This window comes from Sphingopyxis sp. LC363 (assembly GCF_000756385.1).
Taxonomy (GTDB): domain Bacteria; phylum Pseudomonadota; class Alphaproteobacteria; order Sphingomonadales; family Sphingomonadaceae; genus Sphingopyxis.
On record NZ_JNFC01000003.1, the window covers coordinates 56,366 to 73,772 of the forward strand.

Below are 17,407 nucleotides of genomic sequence, written 5' to 3' on the forward strand. Positions count from 1 at the left end.
CGGGAACTTATGGCGCAGATCATCGTTCAAAAACCACCCCTGATCGCGGGATGGTCGGCGCATATTTGCTCGTCCGCATGACTCAAGTCCCGGGGTTGGGCGCTCGCGCCCGGAAAGCGATTCCGGCCGCATCAAAAGGAGTGGTCTCATGCGTTTCCAACCCGTCTTGATAAGCGCGCTCGGCGCGCTCGCACTCTCCGCCTGTTCGCAGCAGGAAGAAATCGCCGCGGCCCCGCCGCCTCCGCCGCCGGGCGCGGTTCCCGGGAGCATCGCCGCCGACCGCGACGGCGACGGCATCATCGACGGCTATTACACCGCCGACGGTATCTATCATCCGAACTACACCCCGCCGCCCCCGCCGCCGCCCGCCCCGACGCAGGTGGGAGAACGCGGCTGATGACGTCCGTTCGGGGGGCGCGGCGCCGCTGCGCTCCCCTGTTCCTGACCCTGCTGGCGCTCGGCGGGACGCTCGCGCCGCCCGCGCTCGCCGCCCCTGCCGCTCAAAGTGCCGTTCCCTTGCTCGCGAACGCAATTCGCGAAGAGGCCGGCGGCGACGTCAAACGCTTTTACGCCGCGCGCGGCTACCGGCCGTTGTGGGTCCGCGCGGGCAAGGTCGGGCCCGAAGCCGCGATGCTGCTCGGCTATCTTTCGACCGCGCGCTTCGACGGCCTCAAGCCCGCGCCAGGCGATGTACGCGATCTCGAACAGGCGATCGCGCGCGCCCGCGACGGCGATCCGCGCGCTCTTGCGCGCGCCGAGGTCGAGCTGTCCACCGCCTTCGCACGCTATGTCCGCGACATGCGCCGCCCGGGCGATGCGAAGATGGAATATGCCGACAGATCGCTGAAGCCGAAGAAGGCCGATACCGAAACCATCCTCCGTGCCGCCGCCTTTCCCAAGGATTTTGGCGCCTATATGAAAAATATGGGCTGGATGAGCGAACATTATGTCCGCCTCCGCGGCCTGATGCGCCGCGCGCAGGGCGGCGGCGTGCCCGAGGAGGCGATGGACCGCCTCCGCCTCAACCTCGACCGCGCGCGCATCCTGCCGGGCCCCTACACGCATCATGTCGTCGTCGATGCCTCGTCGGGCCAGCTCTGGTATTATGGCGCGGGCAAGCGTGTGGGCATGATGAAGGTCGTCGTCGGCGCCCCCGAAACGCCGACGCCGATGCTCGCGGGCAAGCTGCAATGGGCGATCCTCAACCCCTATTGGAACGTTCCCGACTATCTCGCGCAAAAAAGCATCGCGCCCAAGATACTCGCGGGCCGCAGCCTCGCGTCGCTGCGCATGGAAGCGCTCTCCGACTGGGGGCCCAACCCGCGCAAGCTCGAACAATCGGAGATCGACTGGCCCGCGGTCGCCGCGGGCGACCGGCTGCTGCGCCTGCGTGAACTTCCGGGCGGCGCCAATTCGATGGGCAAGGTCAAATTCCTCTTCCCCAACGACGAAGGCATCTATCTGCACGACACTCCCGACCGCGCGCTGCTCGGCAAGCCCGACCGCCATTTTTCGAACGGCTGCATCCGCCTCGAAAATGCGGCCAAGCTCGGCCAATGGCTGCTTCACCGCTCGATCAACACCAAGTCGAAGGCGCCCGAACAGGCGGTGCCGCTGCCGGTCGAGGTTCCCGTCTACCTCACCTATATCACCGCGATGGTGACCGAGCGCGGCATCGCCTTCCGCAACGACGTTTACGGCCGGGACGGATAGCATCCTGTCGTCAGGCGGTTGACCCGCATCCCCGAAAAGTTCAGACCACCCCCAAACCAAAAAAAAGGGGAAATATTTCATGCGCAAACTGGCATTGTTCGGGGCGAGCCTCCTCGCTCTTACCTCGCAGATCACGCTTGCGCAGGAGGAACAGCCGCCCGCCACGCCGCCCGCGGAAACCGCACCCGCCGAGACCCCGGCCGCCATGTCGGCCTCCGCCGTAGGGAGCGCCAGGATCGCCCCCAACCGCCGCTTCACCGGCGCCGACCTTTTCGACCTCGCGATCGCCGCAGATCCGCAGATCAGCCCCGACGGCCGCCACATCGCCTATGTCCGCCGCGCGAACGACATCATGACCGACCGCGCGGTCAGCTCGATCTGGCTGATCGACACCCGGACCGGTGCGGAAATGCCGGTCGCCGGCCGGCAGGGCGGCGCCTTTTCGCCGCGCTGGTCGCCCGACGGCAAACGCCTCGCCTTCGCCTCGACCGAGGGCGGCGGCGCGCAGCTCTGGGTGCGCTGGATGGACGGCGGCGAGACGGTACGCCTCACCGGTCTGCCCACCAGCCCGTCGAGCATCGCCTGGTCGCCCGACGGCCGCTCGATTGCCTATACGATGCTGGTCAAGGACGAAGGGCCGAAGTTCGGCAGCGCCCCCGCGAACAAGCCCGAGGGCGCGAAATGGGCCGAACCGCTCGAGATCCGCGACCTCCTCACCTATCGCGCCGATGGCGAGGGCTATGTCGAGCCGGGCTTCGAGAAGATTTTCCTCGTTCCCGCGACCGGCGGCGCGCCGCGCCAGCTCACTTTCGGGCCCTATCACGACGGCGGCCCGCTCAGTTGGTCGCGCGATGGCCGCACACTCTATTTCGCTGCCAACCGCCGCCCCGACTGGGAAAGCGATCCGGTCGAAAGCGAAATCTATGCGCTCGACGTGGCGAGCGGCGGGGTCAGCGCGCTTACCGACCGCAACGGTCCCGACGCGAGCCCGCTCGTTTCGCCCGACGGCGGCAAGATCGCTTACCTTGGCTTCGACGACAAATTGCGCGCTTATGAAAACACGCAGCTCTACGTCATGAACCGCGACGGCTCGGGCAAGCGCAGCCTGACCGCCGATTGGGACTATGGCATAGATGCGATCGAATGGGCCGGTGACGGCAAGTCGGTCTATGCGCAGTACGACGATCATGGCGAAACCAAGGTCGCGCGCATCGGGCTCGACGGAGGCGTACGCACCGCCGCTACCGGTTTGTCGGGCGGCGGGATGGACCGGCCGTACACCGGCGGCAGCTTCACCGTCTCCGACGGCGGCGCGATCGCCTTCACCGGCGGCACCGCGACCCGTCCGGCCGAGGTGCAGCTGACACGCGGCGGCGACGCGCGCATCCTCACCGACCTCAACCGCTCGCTGCGCGAAGTGAAATCGTTCGGCGAGGTCCGCAAGATCACCGTCGCCTCGAGCCACGACGGCAAGACGATCGAGGGCTGGCTGACCCTGCCGCCCGGCCATGTCGAAGGGCAGCGCGTGCCGCTGATCCTCGAAATCCACGGCGGACCTTTCGCCGCCTATGGCCCGCATTTTTCGACCGACAACCAGCTTTATGCCGCCGCGGGCTATGCCGTGCTCTCGGCCAACCCGCGCGGCTCGACCAGCTATGGCGCGGCCTTCGCGAACGAGATCGACAAGGCCTATCCGGGCAATGATTATTTCGACCTGATCAGCATTGTCGACCGCGCGATCGAACTCGGCGTTGCCGACCCCAACGCGCTGTTCGTCACCGGCGGCTCGGGCGGCGGCGTGCTGACGAGCTGGATCGTCGGCAAGACCAACCGTTTCAAGGCCGCTGTCACGCAAAAACCGGTGATCAACTGGACGACGCAGGCGCTCACCGCCGACGGCCCCGCCTTTTTCGGCCGATACTGGCTCGGCGCGCAACCATGGGAGAATCCCGAACTTTACTGGTCGCGCTCGCCGCTGTCGCTCGTCGGCAATGTGGAGACCCCGACGATGGTCGTCGTCGGCGCCGAGGATTATCGCACCCCGGTCAGCGAATCCGAACAATATTACACCGCGCTCCGCCTCCGCGGCGTGCCCACCGCGCTGGTCAAGGTGCCCGGCGCCAGCCACGGCAGCATCGCCGCGCGCCCCTCGCAATCGGCCGCCAAGGCCTCGGCGATCCTCGCCTGGTTCGAAAAATACCGGAAGGGCTGGACGCGCCCGGCGGGGGAATAACCGGGTCATCGAGCAGGTTGGCTATGGGGTGGAAGCGGGCGTTTCTTTAACCGTCGCCCCTGCGAAGGCGGGCGCCGCTAGCGGCCTTACTCAGCAGCGTTGCGTAAACCAACAGCCCCCGCGGCCCTCACGCCGCGTCGTGAAAGATCAGCCCCAGCGTGTGCCGCCGTCCCGACCGGATGGCGCTCACCCCGTGGCGCATCGCCACGCGATAGTTCCCGCGCGAACCGCGCACCGGCCGCGTATTCACCGCGAAGACGACCGCGTCGCCCTTCGCCAGCGGCACGACCGCGGCCCTCGATTGCATCCGCGGGCGCTGCTCGGTCAGCACGAACTCGCCGCCGGTGAAATCATCGCCGGGCGCCGACAGCAGCACCGCAACCTGCAACGGAAAGACATGCTGGCCATATAGATCCTGGTGCAGGCAATTATAATCGCCCGCGCCATATTGCAGCAGCAAGGGGGTCGGTCGCCTTTGTCCCGCTTCATGGCACCGTGCGAGAAATTCGGCATGATCGGCCGGAAAGCGCGCCGCCATCCCCATCCGTTCGTGCCAGCGATTGGCGATCGGTGCGAGCCGCGCATAGAGCATCCCGCGCAGCGCCTCGACCAGCGGCGGCAGCGGATAGGCGAAATAGCGATATTCGCCGCGCCCGAAGCCGTACCGCGCCATAATCACATGGCTGCGAAACTCCGCGTCCTGGGCATAAAGTGCCGCAGTGCCGTCGCAATCGGCGGCGTTCAGCAACCCCGGCAGCACCGCCCATCCGTCGCGATCAAGCGCCGCGGCGATCGGGTCTTCATCCGGCACGTCGATATGCGCGCCGATGCGTGTTTCCATCGTCTTCGTCATGCGCCGGCAATGCCATGGCGCACGCCGGTGTGCGCTCCGTTTCTTGCTTTCAAACTGAAGTCCCCGATCTCGCCACCGTCCGGCGCATCCGGGGCACAGCGGGCCTGATCGGGGCTTCCGCGCCCGCGCATTTTCTCTCTAGTCGATCCCACAGGGGCGGGTGAAGGCAGGAGCAAGGATCATGAGCGCCCTTTCGACCCGGCACGAGCCCGACCCGGTCCGTCACGGCGGCCCGCCGGCGGCGGAGGATTACGCGCTGGGGCTCCAGTTCTGCCGCGTGGGTTTTCTGTCGTTGACGCGGCTGCAACTCGCGCTCGAACGCGGCGACCGGTCGCGCGCGATGGAGGCGATCGACGACCTGCACGCGCTCGATAGCGAGATCGAACGCCTCGTCGGCGCGCTCCCCGTCTCGTTCGACGATCCGCGACAGGGGCGCGTCGCCCGTCTTCTCAAGGAAGGGAAGATGGCGGTCGCCTTCGAAAAGCTTGCGCTGGCAAGCGGGATCAGCGGGCCGGATCTGTCGTCGCGACCCGGCGTTCCGGAGCGCATCACCGGCGTGCGGGACGAAGCCGAGCCCGCCGGCATCGCCGATTGGCCGCCCGCCGAGCCTCGAACGGCGCATCTCGTGCGCATCTATGGACCGCGCGTAGCGGTGCTGTTCGCGATCGCGGCCGCCACGCTGACCGCATTGGTGGCGGCACTCTAGCAGGCTTCCATCCCACCGCACGCCGCCCGCGCTCGATAACCCGCGCCAGCGGTTCACAATGCGCGTCGCCGTGCTAAGACCCGGCTTTCGAACTGCCTCGACCGCTACCAAACCGGAACGCCTCATGAAAACGCATCTTGCCGCCGCCTTTTTCCTCGCCGCCATCGCCGCCATCGCCGCGCCGGCGGCGGCGCAAACGGGCATCGACGCCGCCAATCTCACCGAGACGGTACGCACGCTCGCGTCCGACCAGTTCCAGGGCCGCGCCCCCGGCACGGTCGGCGAGGAACGCACGGTCGGCTATCTCATCGGGCGGCTCGAGGCGATGGGGCTCGAACCCGCGGGCGTCGATGGCGGCTGGACCCAGCCCGTGCCGTTGCTCCACACGCGCCTCGGCAGTCCCGAAAAACTTGCCTTCGATCGCAAGGGCGCGGCGACGCCGCTGAGCTTCGGCACCGACATCTATGTCTCGACGCTCCAGCCGAAGGCGCGCGCGGTGGTCGCGAACGCGCCGATGGTCTTCGTCGGTTATGGCGTCAGCGCCCCCGAACGCGGCTGGGACGATTTCAAGGGACAGGATTTGAAGGGCAAGGTCGCGGTCTTTCTGATCAACGATCCCGATTTCGTCGCGGCGAAGGGCGAGGATGCGTTCGGCAAATTCGGCGGCCGGACGATGACCTATTATGGCCGCTGGACCTACAAATTCGAGGAAGCCGCCCGCCGCGGCGCGGTCGCAGCATTGATCGTCCACGACGCCGAGGGCGTCGGCTATGGCTGGAATGTCGTCAAAAGCGCCGGCGGCGAAAATTACGGCCTCGTCGTTCCGCCCGAAAAGGTGACGAGCCTCGCACTGCAGGGTTGGATCTCGGGCGAGACGGCGACGAAACTCTTCGCCGATGCCGGGCAGGATCTGGAGGCATTGCGCGTCGCGGCGCGGCGGAAGGATTTCAAGCCCGTCGACCTCGGCACGAGCTTCGACGCCGAGGTCCCCGTGACGCAGGAGGTCGTGCAAAGCCAGAATGTGCTCGCCAAGATTTCGGGCTCGAAGCGGCCCGACGAGGTCGTCATCTATGGCGCGCACTGGGACGCCTATGGAGAAGGTCCGCCCGACGAGCAGGGCCGCATCTATCGCGCGGGCGCGAACGACGATGCGCTCGGCGTCGCGGGGCTGTTCGAGATCGCGCGGTTGTTCAAGGCCGCGCCGCCGCCCGACCGCACGATCGCCTTCGCCTTCTGGACCGCCGAAGAGCGCGGCCTTCTGGGGTCCGAAGCCTATGCCGAAAAGCCTGTCTTCCCGCTCGAAAAGACCGTCGCCAACCTCGGCCTCGACATCCTCCAGACCGCCGGCCGCGCCAAGGATGTCGTCCTCGTCGGCAAGGGGCAGGGCACGCTCGAAGACGATCTCGCCCGCGTCGCCGCGACGCAGGGTCGCACGGTCAGCGTAGAAAGCCTTCCCGAACGCGGCCTCTTCTATCGCGCCGACCATTTCAGCCTCGCCAAACGCGGCGTTCCCGTCCTGTTGATGATGGGCATCGCGGGTGCGTCCGATCTGGTCGAGGGCGGCAAGCACGCGGGGCAGGCGTGGGTCGATGCTTATACGGGCAAATGCTATCATCAGGCGTGCGACGCTTGGGCCCCCGACTGGAACCTCGAGGGAGCGGTGCAGGATATCGAGATTTTCCACCAGATCGGCGATGAATTGGCGCGCTCGGCGCGCTGGCCCGGCTGGAGGGCCGGCAGCGAGTTCAAGGCTATCCGCGACCGGAGCGCCGCGTCGCGGAAATAGGGGCGCGATGCGCGGAGGTGACGGGTTTCGACCGGCAGCTTCCTTATAATCCTCCCTCCGGCGAAGCCGTGGGGAGGTGGCAGATCGTAGGGCTGACGGAGGGGCTGTTGCGCGAGGTTGCTGCCCCTCCACCATCGCCTGCGGCGACGGTCCCCCTCCCCATGGCTTCGCCACAGGGAGGATATGCCCTCCGTCTAATGGCAGTTCCCCACCCAAATCCGTCGCGTCTTGCGACCTTTCGCCCGGAGGATTACTCCGCATCTCATGACCGCGGAAAAAATCTTCATCAGCGCGAACGATCTGCTCGCCGATTCCCTGCGCCTCGGGATGCAGGTCATCGACAGCGACTTCAGGCCGACACACCTCGTGGGCATATGGCGCGGCGGCGCGCCGGTCGGGATCGCGGTGCAGGAATTGCTCGACTATCACGGCCACCATTGCGACCATATCGCGATCCGAACCTCGTCCTACAAAGGCATCGACAGCCAGGACCCGCAGGTGAAGGTCTTTGCTTTAGGCTATCTGATCGACACGCTGAACCCCGACGACCGGCTGCTCATCATCGACGACGTCTTCGACAGCGGCCGCAGCATCCGCGCCTTTATCGCCGAACTTAAGGCGCGCTGCCGCCACAATATGCCGCGCGACATCCGCATCGCCACCGTCTGGTTCAAGCCCGGCCGCAACGTCACCGACCTCCGCCCCGATTTCTTCGTCCGCGAAACCGACCAGTGGCTGATCTTCCCGCACGAGATCGACGGGCTGACGGTCGAGGAAATCCGCCGCCACAAGCCCGAGGCGGCGATCATCCTTCGGCAAGAGGAGGTGCCCGGTGCCTGACGGCTTCGCTTCGCGCGACGAGCGCGCCGCCTTCATCGCGGCGCTGCCCAAGGCCGAACTGCACCTCCATATCGAAGGTTCGCTCGAACCCGAACTGATGTTCGAGCTCGCGCAGCGCAACAATGTCGCCATCCCCTTCGGATCGGTAGAGGAGGTGCGCGCCGCCTATGCCTTTTCGAACCTCCAGGATTTCCTCGACATCTATTATCAGGGCATGGGCGTGCTTCACCGCGAGCAGGATTTTTATGACCTGACCGCCGCCTACCTCGCGCGCGCCAACGCCGACAATGTCCGGCACGTCGAGATTTTCTTCGACCCACAAGGGCATACGGAGCGCGGCGTTGCGTTTGAAACCGTTGTCACCGGCATCACACGCGCGCTCGATGATGCCGAGGCCAGTTACGGCATGACGTCGAAGCTCATCATGTGCTTCCTCCGCCACCTCAGCGAAGCCGAGGCCGAAGCGACGCTCGACGCGGCGCTGCCTTATCTGGACCGCATCGACGGCGTCGGGCTCGACTCGTCCGAAGTCGGGCACCCGCCCGCCAAGTTCGAACGCGTCTTCGCGCGCGCCCGCACCCTCGGGCTCAAAATCGTAGCGCACGCCGGCGAAGAAGGCCCGCCCGAATATGTGCATGAGGCGCTCGACCAGCTGAAGGTCGACCGCATCGACCACGGCAACCGCAGCCTCGAGGATCCCGCGCTCGTCGCGCGCCTCGCGGCCGAGGGCATGACGCTCACCGTCTGCCCGCTCTCGAACCTCAAGCTCTGCGTCGTGGGCGATATCGCCGACCATCCGCTGAAGACCATGCTCGACGCGGGCCTCAAAGCCACGGTGAACAGCGACGATCCCAGCTATTTCGGCGGCTATGTGAACGCCAATTACCAGGCGGTCGCCGACGCGCTCGACCTGTCGAAAGCCGAACTCCTCGCGCTCGCGCGCAACAGCTTTACCGGCTCGTTCCTCGACGACGCCGCGAAGGCGCACCACCTCGCCGCGATCGACGCCTGCGCCTGACCCGCGTCAGGCGGCAATCAGCACGCCATGATAGGTGCGGTCCTCGAACGCGCGCCCCGCGCCCATCGCGACGCAGATCAGCGCGTCGTCGGCGACCACGACGGGCAGCCCGGTGGCGCGCGCGATCGCTTCGTCCATGCGGCGCAGCAGCGCGCCGCCACCGGTCAGCGTGATGCCTTCGTCGATGATGTCGGCCGACAGTTCGGGCGGCGTCTGTTCGAGCGCCGCGCGCACCGCGCCGACGATCTGCCCGACCGGTTCGGCGAGCGCCTCGGCGACCTCGGCCTCGGTCACCCGCACCTCGGCCGGGCGTCCGGTCACCAGATCTCGGCCCTTGACCCCCATGACCATGCCGTCGCCCGTCGGCGGGGTCGCGCAGCCGATCGTGAGCTTGACGCGCTCGGCGGTCATTTCGCCGACCATGAGGTTGTGTTTGCGGCGGATGAACGACGAAATCATGTCGTCCATCTTGTCGCCGCCGACGCGCACCGAATTGCTGTAGGCGATGCCACTCAGCGACAATATCGCGACCTCGGTCGTACCACCGCCGATGTCGACGACCATGGCCCCTCTGGGCTCGGCGACCTGCAAGCCGGCACCGATCGCGGCGGCAAGCGATTCCTCGATAAGCTGGACCGATGCCGCGCCCGCATTGCTCGCCGCGTCGCGGATCGCGCGGCGCTCGACCATCGTCGACCCCGACGGCACGCAGATCACGACATGGCTGCGCTGGACGAAACGGCTCGGCCCGCCCTGCGCCTTGTCCATGAAATGCTTGAGCATCTGTTCGGCGACGTCGATGTCGGCGATGACGCCGTCGCGCAGCGGGCGGATCGCCTGGATATTGTCGGGGGTCTTGCCCATCATCGGCTTGGCTTCGTTGCCGACGACCTTGACCCGGCGGATGCCGTCGCGCGTTTCGAGCGCAACGACCGACGGTTCGTTGAGGACGATGCCCTTGTCGCGCACATAGACGACGGTATTCACGGTACCCAGGTCGATGGCCATATTGTGCGCGGCCGACGCAAACCGATTAAAAAACTTCATATGCGGGGCAAATGCCTTCGGGAATGAACGGAAGGATCAGGCGTGCCGGCCCTTCGGCGCCCACAACGTCTGGTCTCATGATCGACTGCGTCGAACCCGCCGACGCGTCAACGAAAGCCGCCGCCAATACTGCCAGAACGGTTGTTTCTCAGGTTCGGTTGATCGAACGGTTCAAAATTCGGGGTCAGCCGAGCCCGGAAGGCGCAATTTGAGGCCCTGCAGTTTCACGATCCGATCGCCCTCGCACACCGGCGCCGCAATCAGCCGCATCCAGCGGCGCGGCGCCTGCGCAGGGCAAATTTCAACGTCGAGCGTGAAGCCGCGCCGGTGGCGGATCGCATAAGCGCGCAATTTCTCCATCGCCGCGCGCGATCCCTCGGCATACAGTGCTGCCGCCTCTTCGCGCGCGATCGCCGCGCCGCGCGGAATACCGAAGATATCATAGACCTCGTCCGACCAGCTCAACCGGTTGTTGTCGGTGAGGTCGCATTCCCAGTGCCCGATCCCGATGCGCCCCGGTCCCAGCCGCGCTGCGACATCGACGACGTCGGGAATCGGGTCGAGCGTCTCGCACCGGTGCAGCTGCCCCAGTTCGAAAAAGCGCGCTCGCTCGTAGAGCGGCCAACTGTGGTGGACGGGTAAGGGATAGGTCGGCTTCAACGCGCTGGTCTTTCGCTGGATCCGTCAAGATGGGCGGCCAGCACTTAACAACTGGTGAGGCTTTTTGACAGCCTTTCGGCGCTATCGTCCGCGCGCCAGCGCGATCCCCGCCAGATTCTGCGTCCGCTTGATATGGCGCACGGCGGGCGCCGGCCCGTCGCCGGCGAGCGCACGAAAATGGGCGAGATGCTCCGCCGCTTCGCCCCGGGCGCGCACCGTGCCGTTCGCCTGCGCCCCCCCCCCCGCCGCGTCGCCGAGCAGGATGAAATTCGCCAGCCCCAGGTCGCGCGCAAGCCGCAGCGCCGCGATCAACGCGAGCCATTCGGCATCCTGGCTGCTGCCGATCCCCGCGTCGCGCACGACGACGGCCGCGCCGCCGGTCACCACGGCGGTTTCCATCTTTCCCGGATTGGGCCGGCATCCGCCGTCGAAATAGATTTTGATGCGTCGCTTCGTCACCGGGAGTTCCTATCGCGTCAGAATGTCCCGCGCACCGAAAAGACGAAGATCGGCCCGATCAGCCGGTCGCGCTGCTCGATGAAGGAAACCGGGCTGCCGCCGCGCACGCCGGTATAGACGATGCGGTCGCGTTTCGACCGGGCGTTCACCATGTTGGAGATCTGGGCGCGAACGGTGAGGCCGAACACGTCCTTGTTCTCGACGAACAGCGACGCCCATATGGGCCCTTCCCAGACCTTGTCGGTCTGGTTGCGGCGGTAATTGGGCTGGTAATGCGAATATTCCAGGTCGCCGCCCCACGCCCAGTCGCTCGCGGGAATATCGTGGCGCAGGCCCAGCTCGACTACGGTGTCGGTGAAACCGCTCCACTGCCGCTTCTCGCCGGTGAAGGGATCGCGCAGCGAGCTTTTCTGCAGCAGCAGACGCGTGTTGAGCCGCACCCCCTTCAGCCCCGCCGGGTCGAGATTGATCGTCGATGTCCAGTCGATCGCACCCGCCTTGGCCTTCGCGATATTGCCGACCGCCTCACCCGTCTCGCCGATCGGGATCACGTCGACGCGATCCTCGACGTCGCGGTAGATGAAGATCAGCTTGGTCGACCCCCAAGGGCCCAGCTTTTTGTTGATCTCGCCCTCATAGGTCCAGTCCTGCTGGGGACGCAGGTCGTTGTTGCTCGCATTCTGGTTGCCGTCGTTGAGGAAGGCGCGCGCGAGAAAATCATAGAAGGAGAGCTGTAGCACCCGCCGCCGGAGCTTCACCGATATGTCGAAATCGGCCGATGGCGCCCAAGCGAGCGAAATCGACCCCTTGGGCCGGAAGAAGCTGCGCGTGAGGCCATTCACGCCCGTCTGGGTGATCGTCGAATGCTCGGCGCCCGCGATGATCTGGAAATTGAGCTTGTCGGTGAGCTTGCGCCCGAAGCTCAAAAGCCCTTCGTAGCGATCCTCGCTCACCCCGCCGGTGCCGCCTTCGAACGGAATGTCGACGAAGTCGCCCGAGGGACCCAGCACCGCGAGCGACGCGACATTGTCGAGCGTGTTGAACGCCGCCTCGCCCGACAGTTGCCAGTCGCCGCCGAACATCTTCCACTGATATTCGCCGCGCCCGATCGTCTCGCCAAGGTCGCCGGTCTGCATGAAGCGGTCGCCCGTCGCGATGCCGCCGTCGGGCGTTGTCACGATTTCCTGTGAATAGGGTTCGTGGCTGAAGCGCCTCAGCCCGATCAGTTTCAACTTCCCCGGCCCGAGCCCGAACTGATAATCGCCGCCGATCTCGTAATTCCAGCTGTCGGCCTTTTCGCGCACGGTGCGGATGCGGTCGGGCAGCCCGGGACCGGTGCGCACGCCATCCTCGTAATAGCGGTCGTATTTGCGCTGATAATGGCCGCCAAGATTGGCGACGGTGTCGCCCGCCGGATCCCATGTGATGCGCCCCGACAGCTTCGGCGTGTCAAAATGGGTGTGCCAGATGTCCTTGCGCCGTTCGATGATATTGCCCGCGCCGTCATAGATCAAAGTCGGGCCGCCCGCGCCGCTGCGCGCCGAATCGTCGTTGTTGAGCGAGGCCTCATATTCGATCTCGCCCGACCGCCCGCGCACCGACACGTCGGCGCGCGTGAACAGCGGGTCGGTGTAATGCGGCCGGAACTGCGGCTTCCACGAAAATTGCCCCGAAATGCCGTCGGCGCGATAGACGATATTGGCGACCTGTCCCGACAGTCCGGGGATGTCGAGCGTCGCGCCGTCGACGATCTCGATCCGCTCGACATTGCCGCCGGGGATACGCGACAGCTGCGTATACATGTCGTCGGCCTTGTTCGACGGCCGCTTGCCGTTGAACAGCACATTGCCCGTCGCCTGCCCCAGCCCGCGCAGCTCCTCGCTGTCGCGGATCTGGAACCCCGGCACCTGGATCAGCATGTCATAGGCGTTGACGGGCGCGTAGCGCGCGAAGTCGGCGGGAGTATAGACCTGCCGCGCCGGGGTGGTCGCGGTGGGTGCGACCTCGGTCGCGGCGGGCGGCGGCGTATCGCCGCTCGGCACGGGCGTTCCCTGCGCGAGCGCCGGGTTGGAAAGCGCGGTGGCGATCGCCGCGAAGCTGGTCCATCGCATCACTTGGCTTTTCCCCCCGCCGCGCGGTTCATCGCCTGCGCATATTCGCCCGTCACGCCCATCGCCTTCATGCCGACGACCTCGTCGGCGCTCAATTTCCGGTATCCCGCAGCGGCGAGCCCGCGCACATAGGCGCCGTCGACGCCGAGCGCCTTGCAGGCGATCGCATCCTCGACGTCGGTCAACACGAGCGCCTCGGACTTCAGGTCGCGCACATATTCGGGCCGCACCTCGAGCGCGGCGGCGGCGATCAGGTCGTCGGCATCCTTGGGCCGCACCCCCTCGCGCGTCAGCCCGTCGGCCAGCTCGATCGACGCGTCGACGAGAAGCATCGCGAGCAGCGACGAACGCTGGTCGGGCGCGAGGCCGCGCTCGCCGAGCGCCCTTTCGAACGAGGGAGCGGAGGTAAAGCGGCACGCGCCTTGCCCTTCGAAGGCTCCTGTCAGTGTGCCGGTGCACGACAGCGTGCCCGCGTCGTGCGCGATCTGAAAGCTGACGGGTCCGGGTGTCTTGCGGCGCAGCGCCGCTTCGGCACCCGCGAAGTAACGGCGCGATCCGTCGAAACTCTGATCGCTGCTCGACTGCCGGTGCTGGATGCGGATGCGCGGCGCGCTCTTCTTCCCGCTCGCGGGCTCGGCGATCCAGCGCACGTCGGTCAGCACCAGCGGATCGGCGGCGGCGGTCGGCGCCGAACAGGCGAGGATCGACAGCAGCGCGGTGCCGCCAGCAAAAAACAGGGCCTTCATATGGTGCACTCCTCCCTCCGTGCGCCAGGCGAGCGCCATCGCTCGCCGCCGCAGCGGCGTTTTTCAAACAAGGTTTCGATCAATCGTCGGTGCGTCCGGATGAACGTCCGGGCGTCAGTCGTCGGGCGCCCTCGGCGGCGCCGGCGGCTCGGGGGTCGCCGGTATTTCAATCCGGGCGGTGCGGCCATCGGCGCGGCGCGCCTCGATCACGCCGCGTTCCATGTCGAGGATCGCGACATCGCCGCCGCGCACCGCCTTCGTGACCGGCCGCGACTTCGCGGGGGAGCGCGATTTCGCCGCGGGCCGGAATGCGCCGATCGCTCGCAATTCGATCGCATCGTCGGCGTCGCGCATCCTGACACCCGACCGCTGCATCTCGGTGACGAAATCGCAGTCGACCCCCATTGCCTTCAGCGCAATCAGATCGTCGATACCCACATCCGGGAAATGCGAGCGCATGTCGCGGGCGAAGGCCGCATCGATGCCGACGTGGCGTGCGCCCACCAGATCGTCAAACCCGGCGCCGGGGATGATGGCGCGCATCTGCCGGATATAGGCGGGATCGATCCCGCTTGCCTTGGCCGAGATGATGTCGTCGGCATCCATCGACCCGCCATTCTCGCGCAGTTTCTCGACATATTCGGGGGTCACGCCGACCGCGCGCATCCCGACGAGCTGTTCGGCGGTCAGTGGCTTCGACGTGGCTGTCGCGGCCCCATCGACCTCAGCGTTGCTTGCAACCGCAGCCGCCCGCGACGTCACGCTTGCCTTTGTTGTGGTGGAGGCGGCGACAGTGTGGACTTCCGCCGCCGCCTCGGGCTTCGCCGTCGCCGAAAAGGCGGCGAGCGGCGCGGTGACGCCGGCGAGCAGCACGAGGCTCATCAGCATCCAGCTTGCGCTCGCCGGGCCGCGCCGCAGGCTGCCGTCGAGCACGCGGGTGATGCGGCGTTTCAGGCTGTCCTTGCCCGGCGCGACGCCGTGCGCGGCGAGCAGCGCGCCCTGATTGTCGTGGCGCGCCGCGCCGACCAGCAGCGTCGCATAGTCGGGGCCGTCGATGTCTGCCATCAGCACCGCGTCGTCGGCCGCTTCCTCGCGCAATTGATGGCTTTCACGCGCCAGCACCCACACCAGAGGATTGAACCAGAAGACCGCGCAGGCGACCCGCGCACCGAGCAATTTCGCCCAGTCGAGCCGCGCGACATGCGCCAGTTCATGCGCGATGATCGCCTCGGCTTCACCCGAAGCCGCGACGGCCTTCGGGCTCAGCACGATCGTCGGGCGCAGCACGCCCCAGCTGATCGGCGAACGCAGCTCCTTGCTCACCAAAAGCGCGGTGCCATGCTTGAACCCCATGCGCCGCTGCGCCTCGGCGAGCGCCGATAGCCACGAACGTTCGACCAATATTTCGGCGCGCCCGCGCATCGCGAACAGCCGCACGACCGCCAGCGCCATCACTCCGCACAGCAGGACGAGCGGGACAAGATAGAGAAAGGGGGCAAGGTCGCTCCAGTCGACAACGATCGGCGTCGATCCGGCCCCATCCACCACGACAGGGACCGGGGCCGTGGCGACGGCCGGATCGACCGCCGACCCCCCGGTTGCCTGTGTTTCGAGGGCGAGCGAGGCTGGCGCCGCGAACCAGTTCGCGGGAAGCGGCGCCCATTGCGGCAACAGCAGGATCGCGGCGGGCAGCGCGAGCAGCGCGGCAAGCCCTGCATGCGCGATCATCGACCGCTCGCCCGCCGAACGCGCCCGCGCGAGGCGGAGCAACGCCAGCGTCAGTGCCGCAATGACGGCGGATTTCCAGGCGAGGCCCAGCAACATGGCGGTGGTCAGCATCACCCTCTCCCTTCGCGTGCCTTGGCGATCATCTTTTCGAGCTCGTCGAGTTCGTCGCCCGTCATCTCGTCCTGCATCCCGAGCAGCGCTGCCGCGGCGCTCGTCGCCGATCCGTTGAAGAAGACGCGCACGACCTGGCTCAGCGCCGACTTGCGCGCGGTCTTGTCCGACACGCTCGGCGCATAGACAAAGCCGCGCTCCGACCCTTCGCGTGCGACGAAGCCTTTGGTCTCGAGCCGCTTCAGCATCGCGCGGATCGCCGAACCCGACAGCGGGTCGGCGAGCGCGTCGCCGATCTCGGTGACCGTAGACGCGCCGCGCTCGTACAATATGTCGACGATTTCGCGTTCCCGCGGGGGCAGACTGGACAGCATTCGAATCACCTCATGCGCTACATTTGTAGCGTGCTACATTTGTAGCGCGTGCTTGGCAAGGGGTTTTATTCGAATAATACACATCGTTCGTCGAACGATTGTCGCGGGCGGGGGCGCAGGCATAACGACACGCCCGCGCGCTCCCCCAAAAAGAAAGAGCCCGGCGGATCGCTCCGCCGGGCTCGTTGATGTCGTCCGTGTCCGGTCCGCTTATTCGCGGCTGCCGAGCAGGTTGAGCAGGAAGGTGAACATGTTGACGAAGTCGAGGTAGAGCGTCAGCGCGCCCATCACCACCGACTTGCCGACGAAGTCGGTCCCGCGGACATAGAAATACATGCTCTTGATCTTCTGCGTGTCATAGGCGGTGAGGCCCGCGAAGAGCAGCACGCCGATGACGCTGATCGCGAGGCTGAGCGCGCTCGACTGCACGAACATGTTGATCAGCATCGCGACGAGGATGCCGACGACGCCCATGATCAGGAAGGTGCCGAAGCCCGACAGATCCTTCTTGGTCGTATAGCCGTAGAGGCTGAGACCGAGGAAGGCCGCCGCGGTCGCGAAGAAGGTCGTCGCGATCGAGGTCGCGGTAAAGGCGAGGAAGATCGTCGACATCGACAGACCCATCACCGCGGCATAGACCCAGAACAGCGCCTGTGCGGCGCCGGTCGAGAGCTTGTTGATGCCAAAGCTCAGCACCAGCACGAAGGCCAGCGGCGCGAGCATCACCACCCACATCAGCGGGCTGCCGATCATCGAGGCGGTAAAGCCGCTGTTGAACGCAAGCATTGCGACGATGCCGGTCAGCAGCACGCCAGAGCCCATATAATTGTAAACCGACAGCATGTACGACCGCAGACCGGCATCGACGGCCTGGTCCATTGCGTTCGCGCCGGCGCCGAAACCGGAAGCCGCCATATTGGGGTCGTTCCAATTCGCCATTTTTCATCTCCATAACTGGCCAGCCCATACCGGCCGTATCGACAATATCGGGGGTTTGCCCGCGCGTTTCAAGCGAAACCGGA

Annotated in this window: 16 protein-coding genes; 7 read left to right on the top strand and 9 right to left on the bottom strand. The window is 66.4% G+C overall.

Features of this window, described 5'->3' with window-relative positions:
* Window positions 1–148 precede the first annotated feature (148 nt).
* The 3 genes from FG95_RS02135 to FG95_RS02145 all read left to right on the top strand — a co-directional run bounded on the left by FG95_RS02135 (window position 149) and on the right by FG95_RS02145 (window position 3,946).
* Complete coding sequence (locus FG95_RS02135; RefSeq protein ID WP_037553620.1) at window positions 149–397, top strand: hypothetical protein; 249 nt, start codon at window positions 149–151, stop codon at window positions 395–397.
* The gene (locus FG95_RS02140) at window positions 397–1,713 is read left to right on the top strand and encodes a L,D-transpeptidase family protein (protein ID WP_081932967.1); all 1,317 of its coding nucleotides are present in this window, start codon (window positions 397–399) and stop codon (window positions 1,711–1,713) included. The genes FG95_RS02135 and FG95_RS02140 overlap by 1 nt, the downstream gene beginning before the upstream one ends.
* A 79-nt stretch (window positions 1,714–1,792) precedes the next feature.
* On the top strand, window positions 1,793–3,946 hold the full coding sequence (locus FG95_RS02145) for a S9 family peptidase (RefSeq protein WP_037553622.1): 2,154 nt from the start codon (window positions 1,793–1,795) through the stop codon (window positions 3,944–3,946).
* Between the two features lie 127 nt (window positions 3,947–4,073).
* On the opposite strand, the gene FG95_RS02150 is transcribed toward FG95_RS02145, so the two are convergent.
* Complete coding sequence (locus FG95_RS02150; RefSeq protein WP_037553694.1) at window positions 4,074–4,787, bottom strand: 2OG-Fe(II) oxygenase; 714 nt, start codon at window positions 4,785–4,787, stop codon at window positions 4,074–4,076.
* Between the two features lie 193 nt (window positions 4,788–4,980).
* Between FG95_RS02150 and FG95_RS19765 the strand changes: the two genes are divergently transcribed.
* The 4 genes from FG95_RS19765 (at window position 4,981) to FG95_RS02170 (ending at window position 9,149) form a co-directional block, all read left to right on the top strand.
* Window positions 4,981–5,505: a hypothetical protein gene (locus tag FG95_RS19765; RefSeq protein ID WP_052182003.1), complete on the top strand. Its 525-nt coding sequence runs from the start codon at window positions 4,981–4,983 to the stop codon at window positions 5,503–5,505.
* 124 nt (window positions 5,506–5,629) lie between these two features.
* Window positions 5,630–7,291 (top strand): M20/M25/M40 family metallo-hydrolase, encoded by a 1,662-nt coding sequence (locus tag FG95_RS02160; protein ID WP_037553623.1) that lies wholly within the window; start codon window positions 5,630–5,632, stop codon window positions 7,289–7,291.
* A gap of 264 nt (window positions 7,292–7,555) precedes the next feature.
* Complete coding sequence (locus FG95_RS02165; RefSeq protein WP_037553625.1) at window positions 7,556–8,131, top strand: phosphoribosyltransferase; 576 nt, start codon at window positions 7,556–7,558, stop codon at window positions 8,129–8,131.
* Window positions 8,124–9,149, top strand: coding sequence for an adenosine deaminase (locus tag FG95_RS02170; RefSeq protein WP_052182004.1), 1,026 nt, complete (start codon window positions 8,124–8,126; stop codon window positions 9,147–9,149). The genes FG95_RS02165 and FG95_RS02170 overlap by 8 nt, the downstream gene beginning before the upstream one ends.
* Before the next feature lie 6 nt (window positions 9,150–9,155).
* On the opposite strand, the gene FG95_RS02175 is transcribed toward FG95_RS02170, so the two are convergent.
* From FG95_RS02175 to FG95_RS02210, 8 genes are all read right to left on the bottom strand, one after another.
* A complete protein-coding gene (locus FG95_RS02175; RefSeq protein ID WP_037553627.1) occupies window positions 9,156–10,196 on the bottom strand; it encodes a rod shape-determining protein in 1,041 nt (346 codons plus the stop codon).
* Window positions 10,197–10,367: 171 nt separating this feature from the next.
* The gene (locus FG95_RS02180; protein ID WP_037553629.1) at window positions 10,368–10,856 is read right to left on the bottom strand and encodes a hypothetical protein; all 489 of its coding nucleotides are present in this window, start codon (window positions 10,854–10,856) and stop codon (window positions 10,368–10,370) included.
* Window positions 10,857–10,937: 81 nt separating this feature from the next.
* Complete coding sequence (locus FG95_RS02185) at window positions 10,938–11,315, bottom strand: reverse transcriptase-like protein (RefSeq protein ID WP_037553631.1); 378 nt, start codon at window positions 11,313–11,315, stop codon at window positions 10,938–10,940.
* Between the two features lie 17 nt (window positions 11,316–11,332).
* Entirely contained in the window at window positions 11,333–13,426 is a 2,094-nt protein-coding gene (locus FG95_RS02190) for a TonB-dependent receptor plug domain-containing protein (RefSeq protein ID WP_037553632.1), read from the bottom strand.
* Window positions 13,426–14,172: a hypothetical protein gene (locus tag FG95_RS02195; protein WP_152567555.1), complete on the bottom strand. Its 747-nt coding sequence runs from the start codon at window positions 14,170–14,172 to the stop codon at window positions 13,426–13,428. Before FG95_RS02195 ends, FG95_RS02190 begins: the two co-directional genes overlap by 1 nt.
* Before the next feature lie 114 nt (window positions 14,173–14,286).
* Window positions 14,287–16,011 (bottom strand): M56 family metallopeptidase, encoded by a 1,725-nt coding sequence (locus FG95_RS02200; RefSeq protein ID WP_037553634.1) that lies wholly within the window; start codon window positions 16,009–16,011, stop codon window positions 14,287–14,289.
* On the bottom strand, window positions 16,011–16,385 hold the full coding sequence (locus FG95_RS02205) for a BlaI/MecI/CopY family transcriptional regulator (protein ID WP_037553635.1): 375 nt from the start codon (window positions 16,383–16,385) through the stop codon (window positions 16,011–16,013). Before FG95_RS02205 ends, FG95_RS02200 begins: the two co-directional genes overlap by 1 nt.
* A 210-nt stretch (window positions 16,386–16,595) precedes the next feature.
* Window positions 16,596–17,324 (bottom strand): Bax inhibitor-1/YccA family protein, encoded by a 729-nt coding sequence (locus FG95_RS02210; RefSeq protein ID WP_037553637.1) that lies wholly within the window; start codon window positions 17,322–17,324, stop codon window positions 16,596–16,598.
* Window positions 17,325–17,407: the final 83 nt, after the last annotated feature.

Coding starts and splice junctions, on each gene's coding strand:
- FG95_RS02190 (WP_037553632.1), bottom strand. CDS start 13,426: ATGCGATGGACCAGCTTCGCGGCGATCGCCACCGCGCTTTCCAACCCG.
- FG95_RS02200 (WP_037553634.1), bottom strand. CDS start 16,011: ATGCTGACCACCGCCATGTTGCTGGGCCTCGCCTGGAAATCCGCCGTC.
- FG95_RS02160 (WP_037553623.1), top strand. CDS start 5,630: ATGAAAACGCATCTTGCCGCCGCCTTTTTCCTCGCCGCCATCGCCGCC.
- FG95_RS02145 (WP_037553622.1), top strand. CDS start 1,793: ATGCGCAAACTGGCATTGTTCGGGGCGAGCCTCCTCGCTCTTACCTCG.
- FG95_RS02195 (WP_152567555.1), bottom strand. CDS start 14,172: ATGAAGGCCCTGTTTTTTGCTGGCGGCACCGCGCTGCTGTCGATCCTC.
- FG95_RS02150 (WP_037553694.1), bottom strand. CDS start 4,787: ATGGAAACACGCATCGGCGCGCATATCGACGTGCCGGATGAAGACCCG.
- FG95_RS02205 (WP_037553635.1), bottom strand. CDS start 16,385: ATGCTGTCCAGTCTGCCCCCGCGGGAACGCGAAATCGTCGACATATTG.
- FG95_RS19765 (WP_052182003.1), top strand. CDS start 4,981: ATGAGCGCCCTTTCGACCCGGCACGAGCCCGACCCGGTCCGTCACGGC.
- FG95_RS02165 (WP_037553625.1), top strand. CDS start 7,556: ATGACCGCGGAAAAAATCTTCATCAGCGCGAACGATCTGCTCGCCGAT.
- FG95_RS02135 (WP_037553620.1), top strand. CDS start 149: ATGCGTTTCCAACCCGTCTTGATAAGCGCGCTCGGCGCGCTCGCACTC.
- FG95_RS02140 (WP_081932967.1), top strand. CDS start 397: ATGACGTCCGTTCGGGGGGCGCGGCGCCGCTGCGCTCCCCTGTTCCTG.
- FG95_RS02175 (WP_037553627.1), bottom strand. CDS start 10,196: ATGAAGTTTTTTAATCGGTTTGCGTCGGCCGCGCACAATATGGCCATC.
- FG95_RS02210 (WP_037553637.1), bottom strand. CDS start 17,324: ATGGCGAATTGGAACGACCCCAATATGGCGGCTTCCGGTTTCGGCGCC.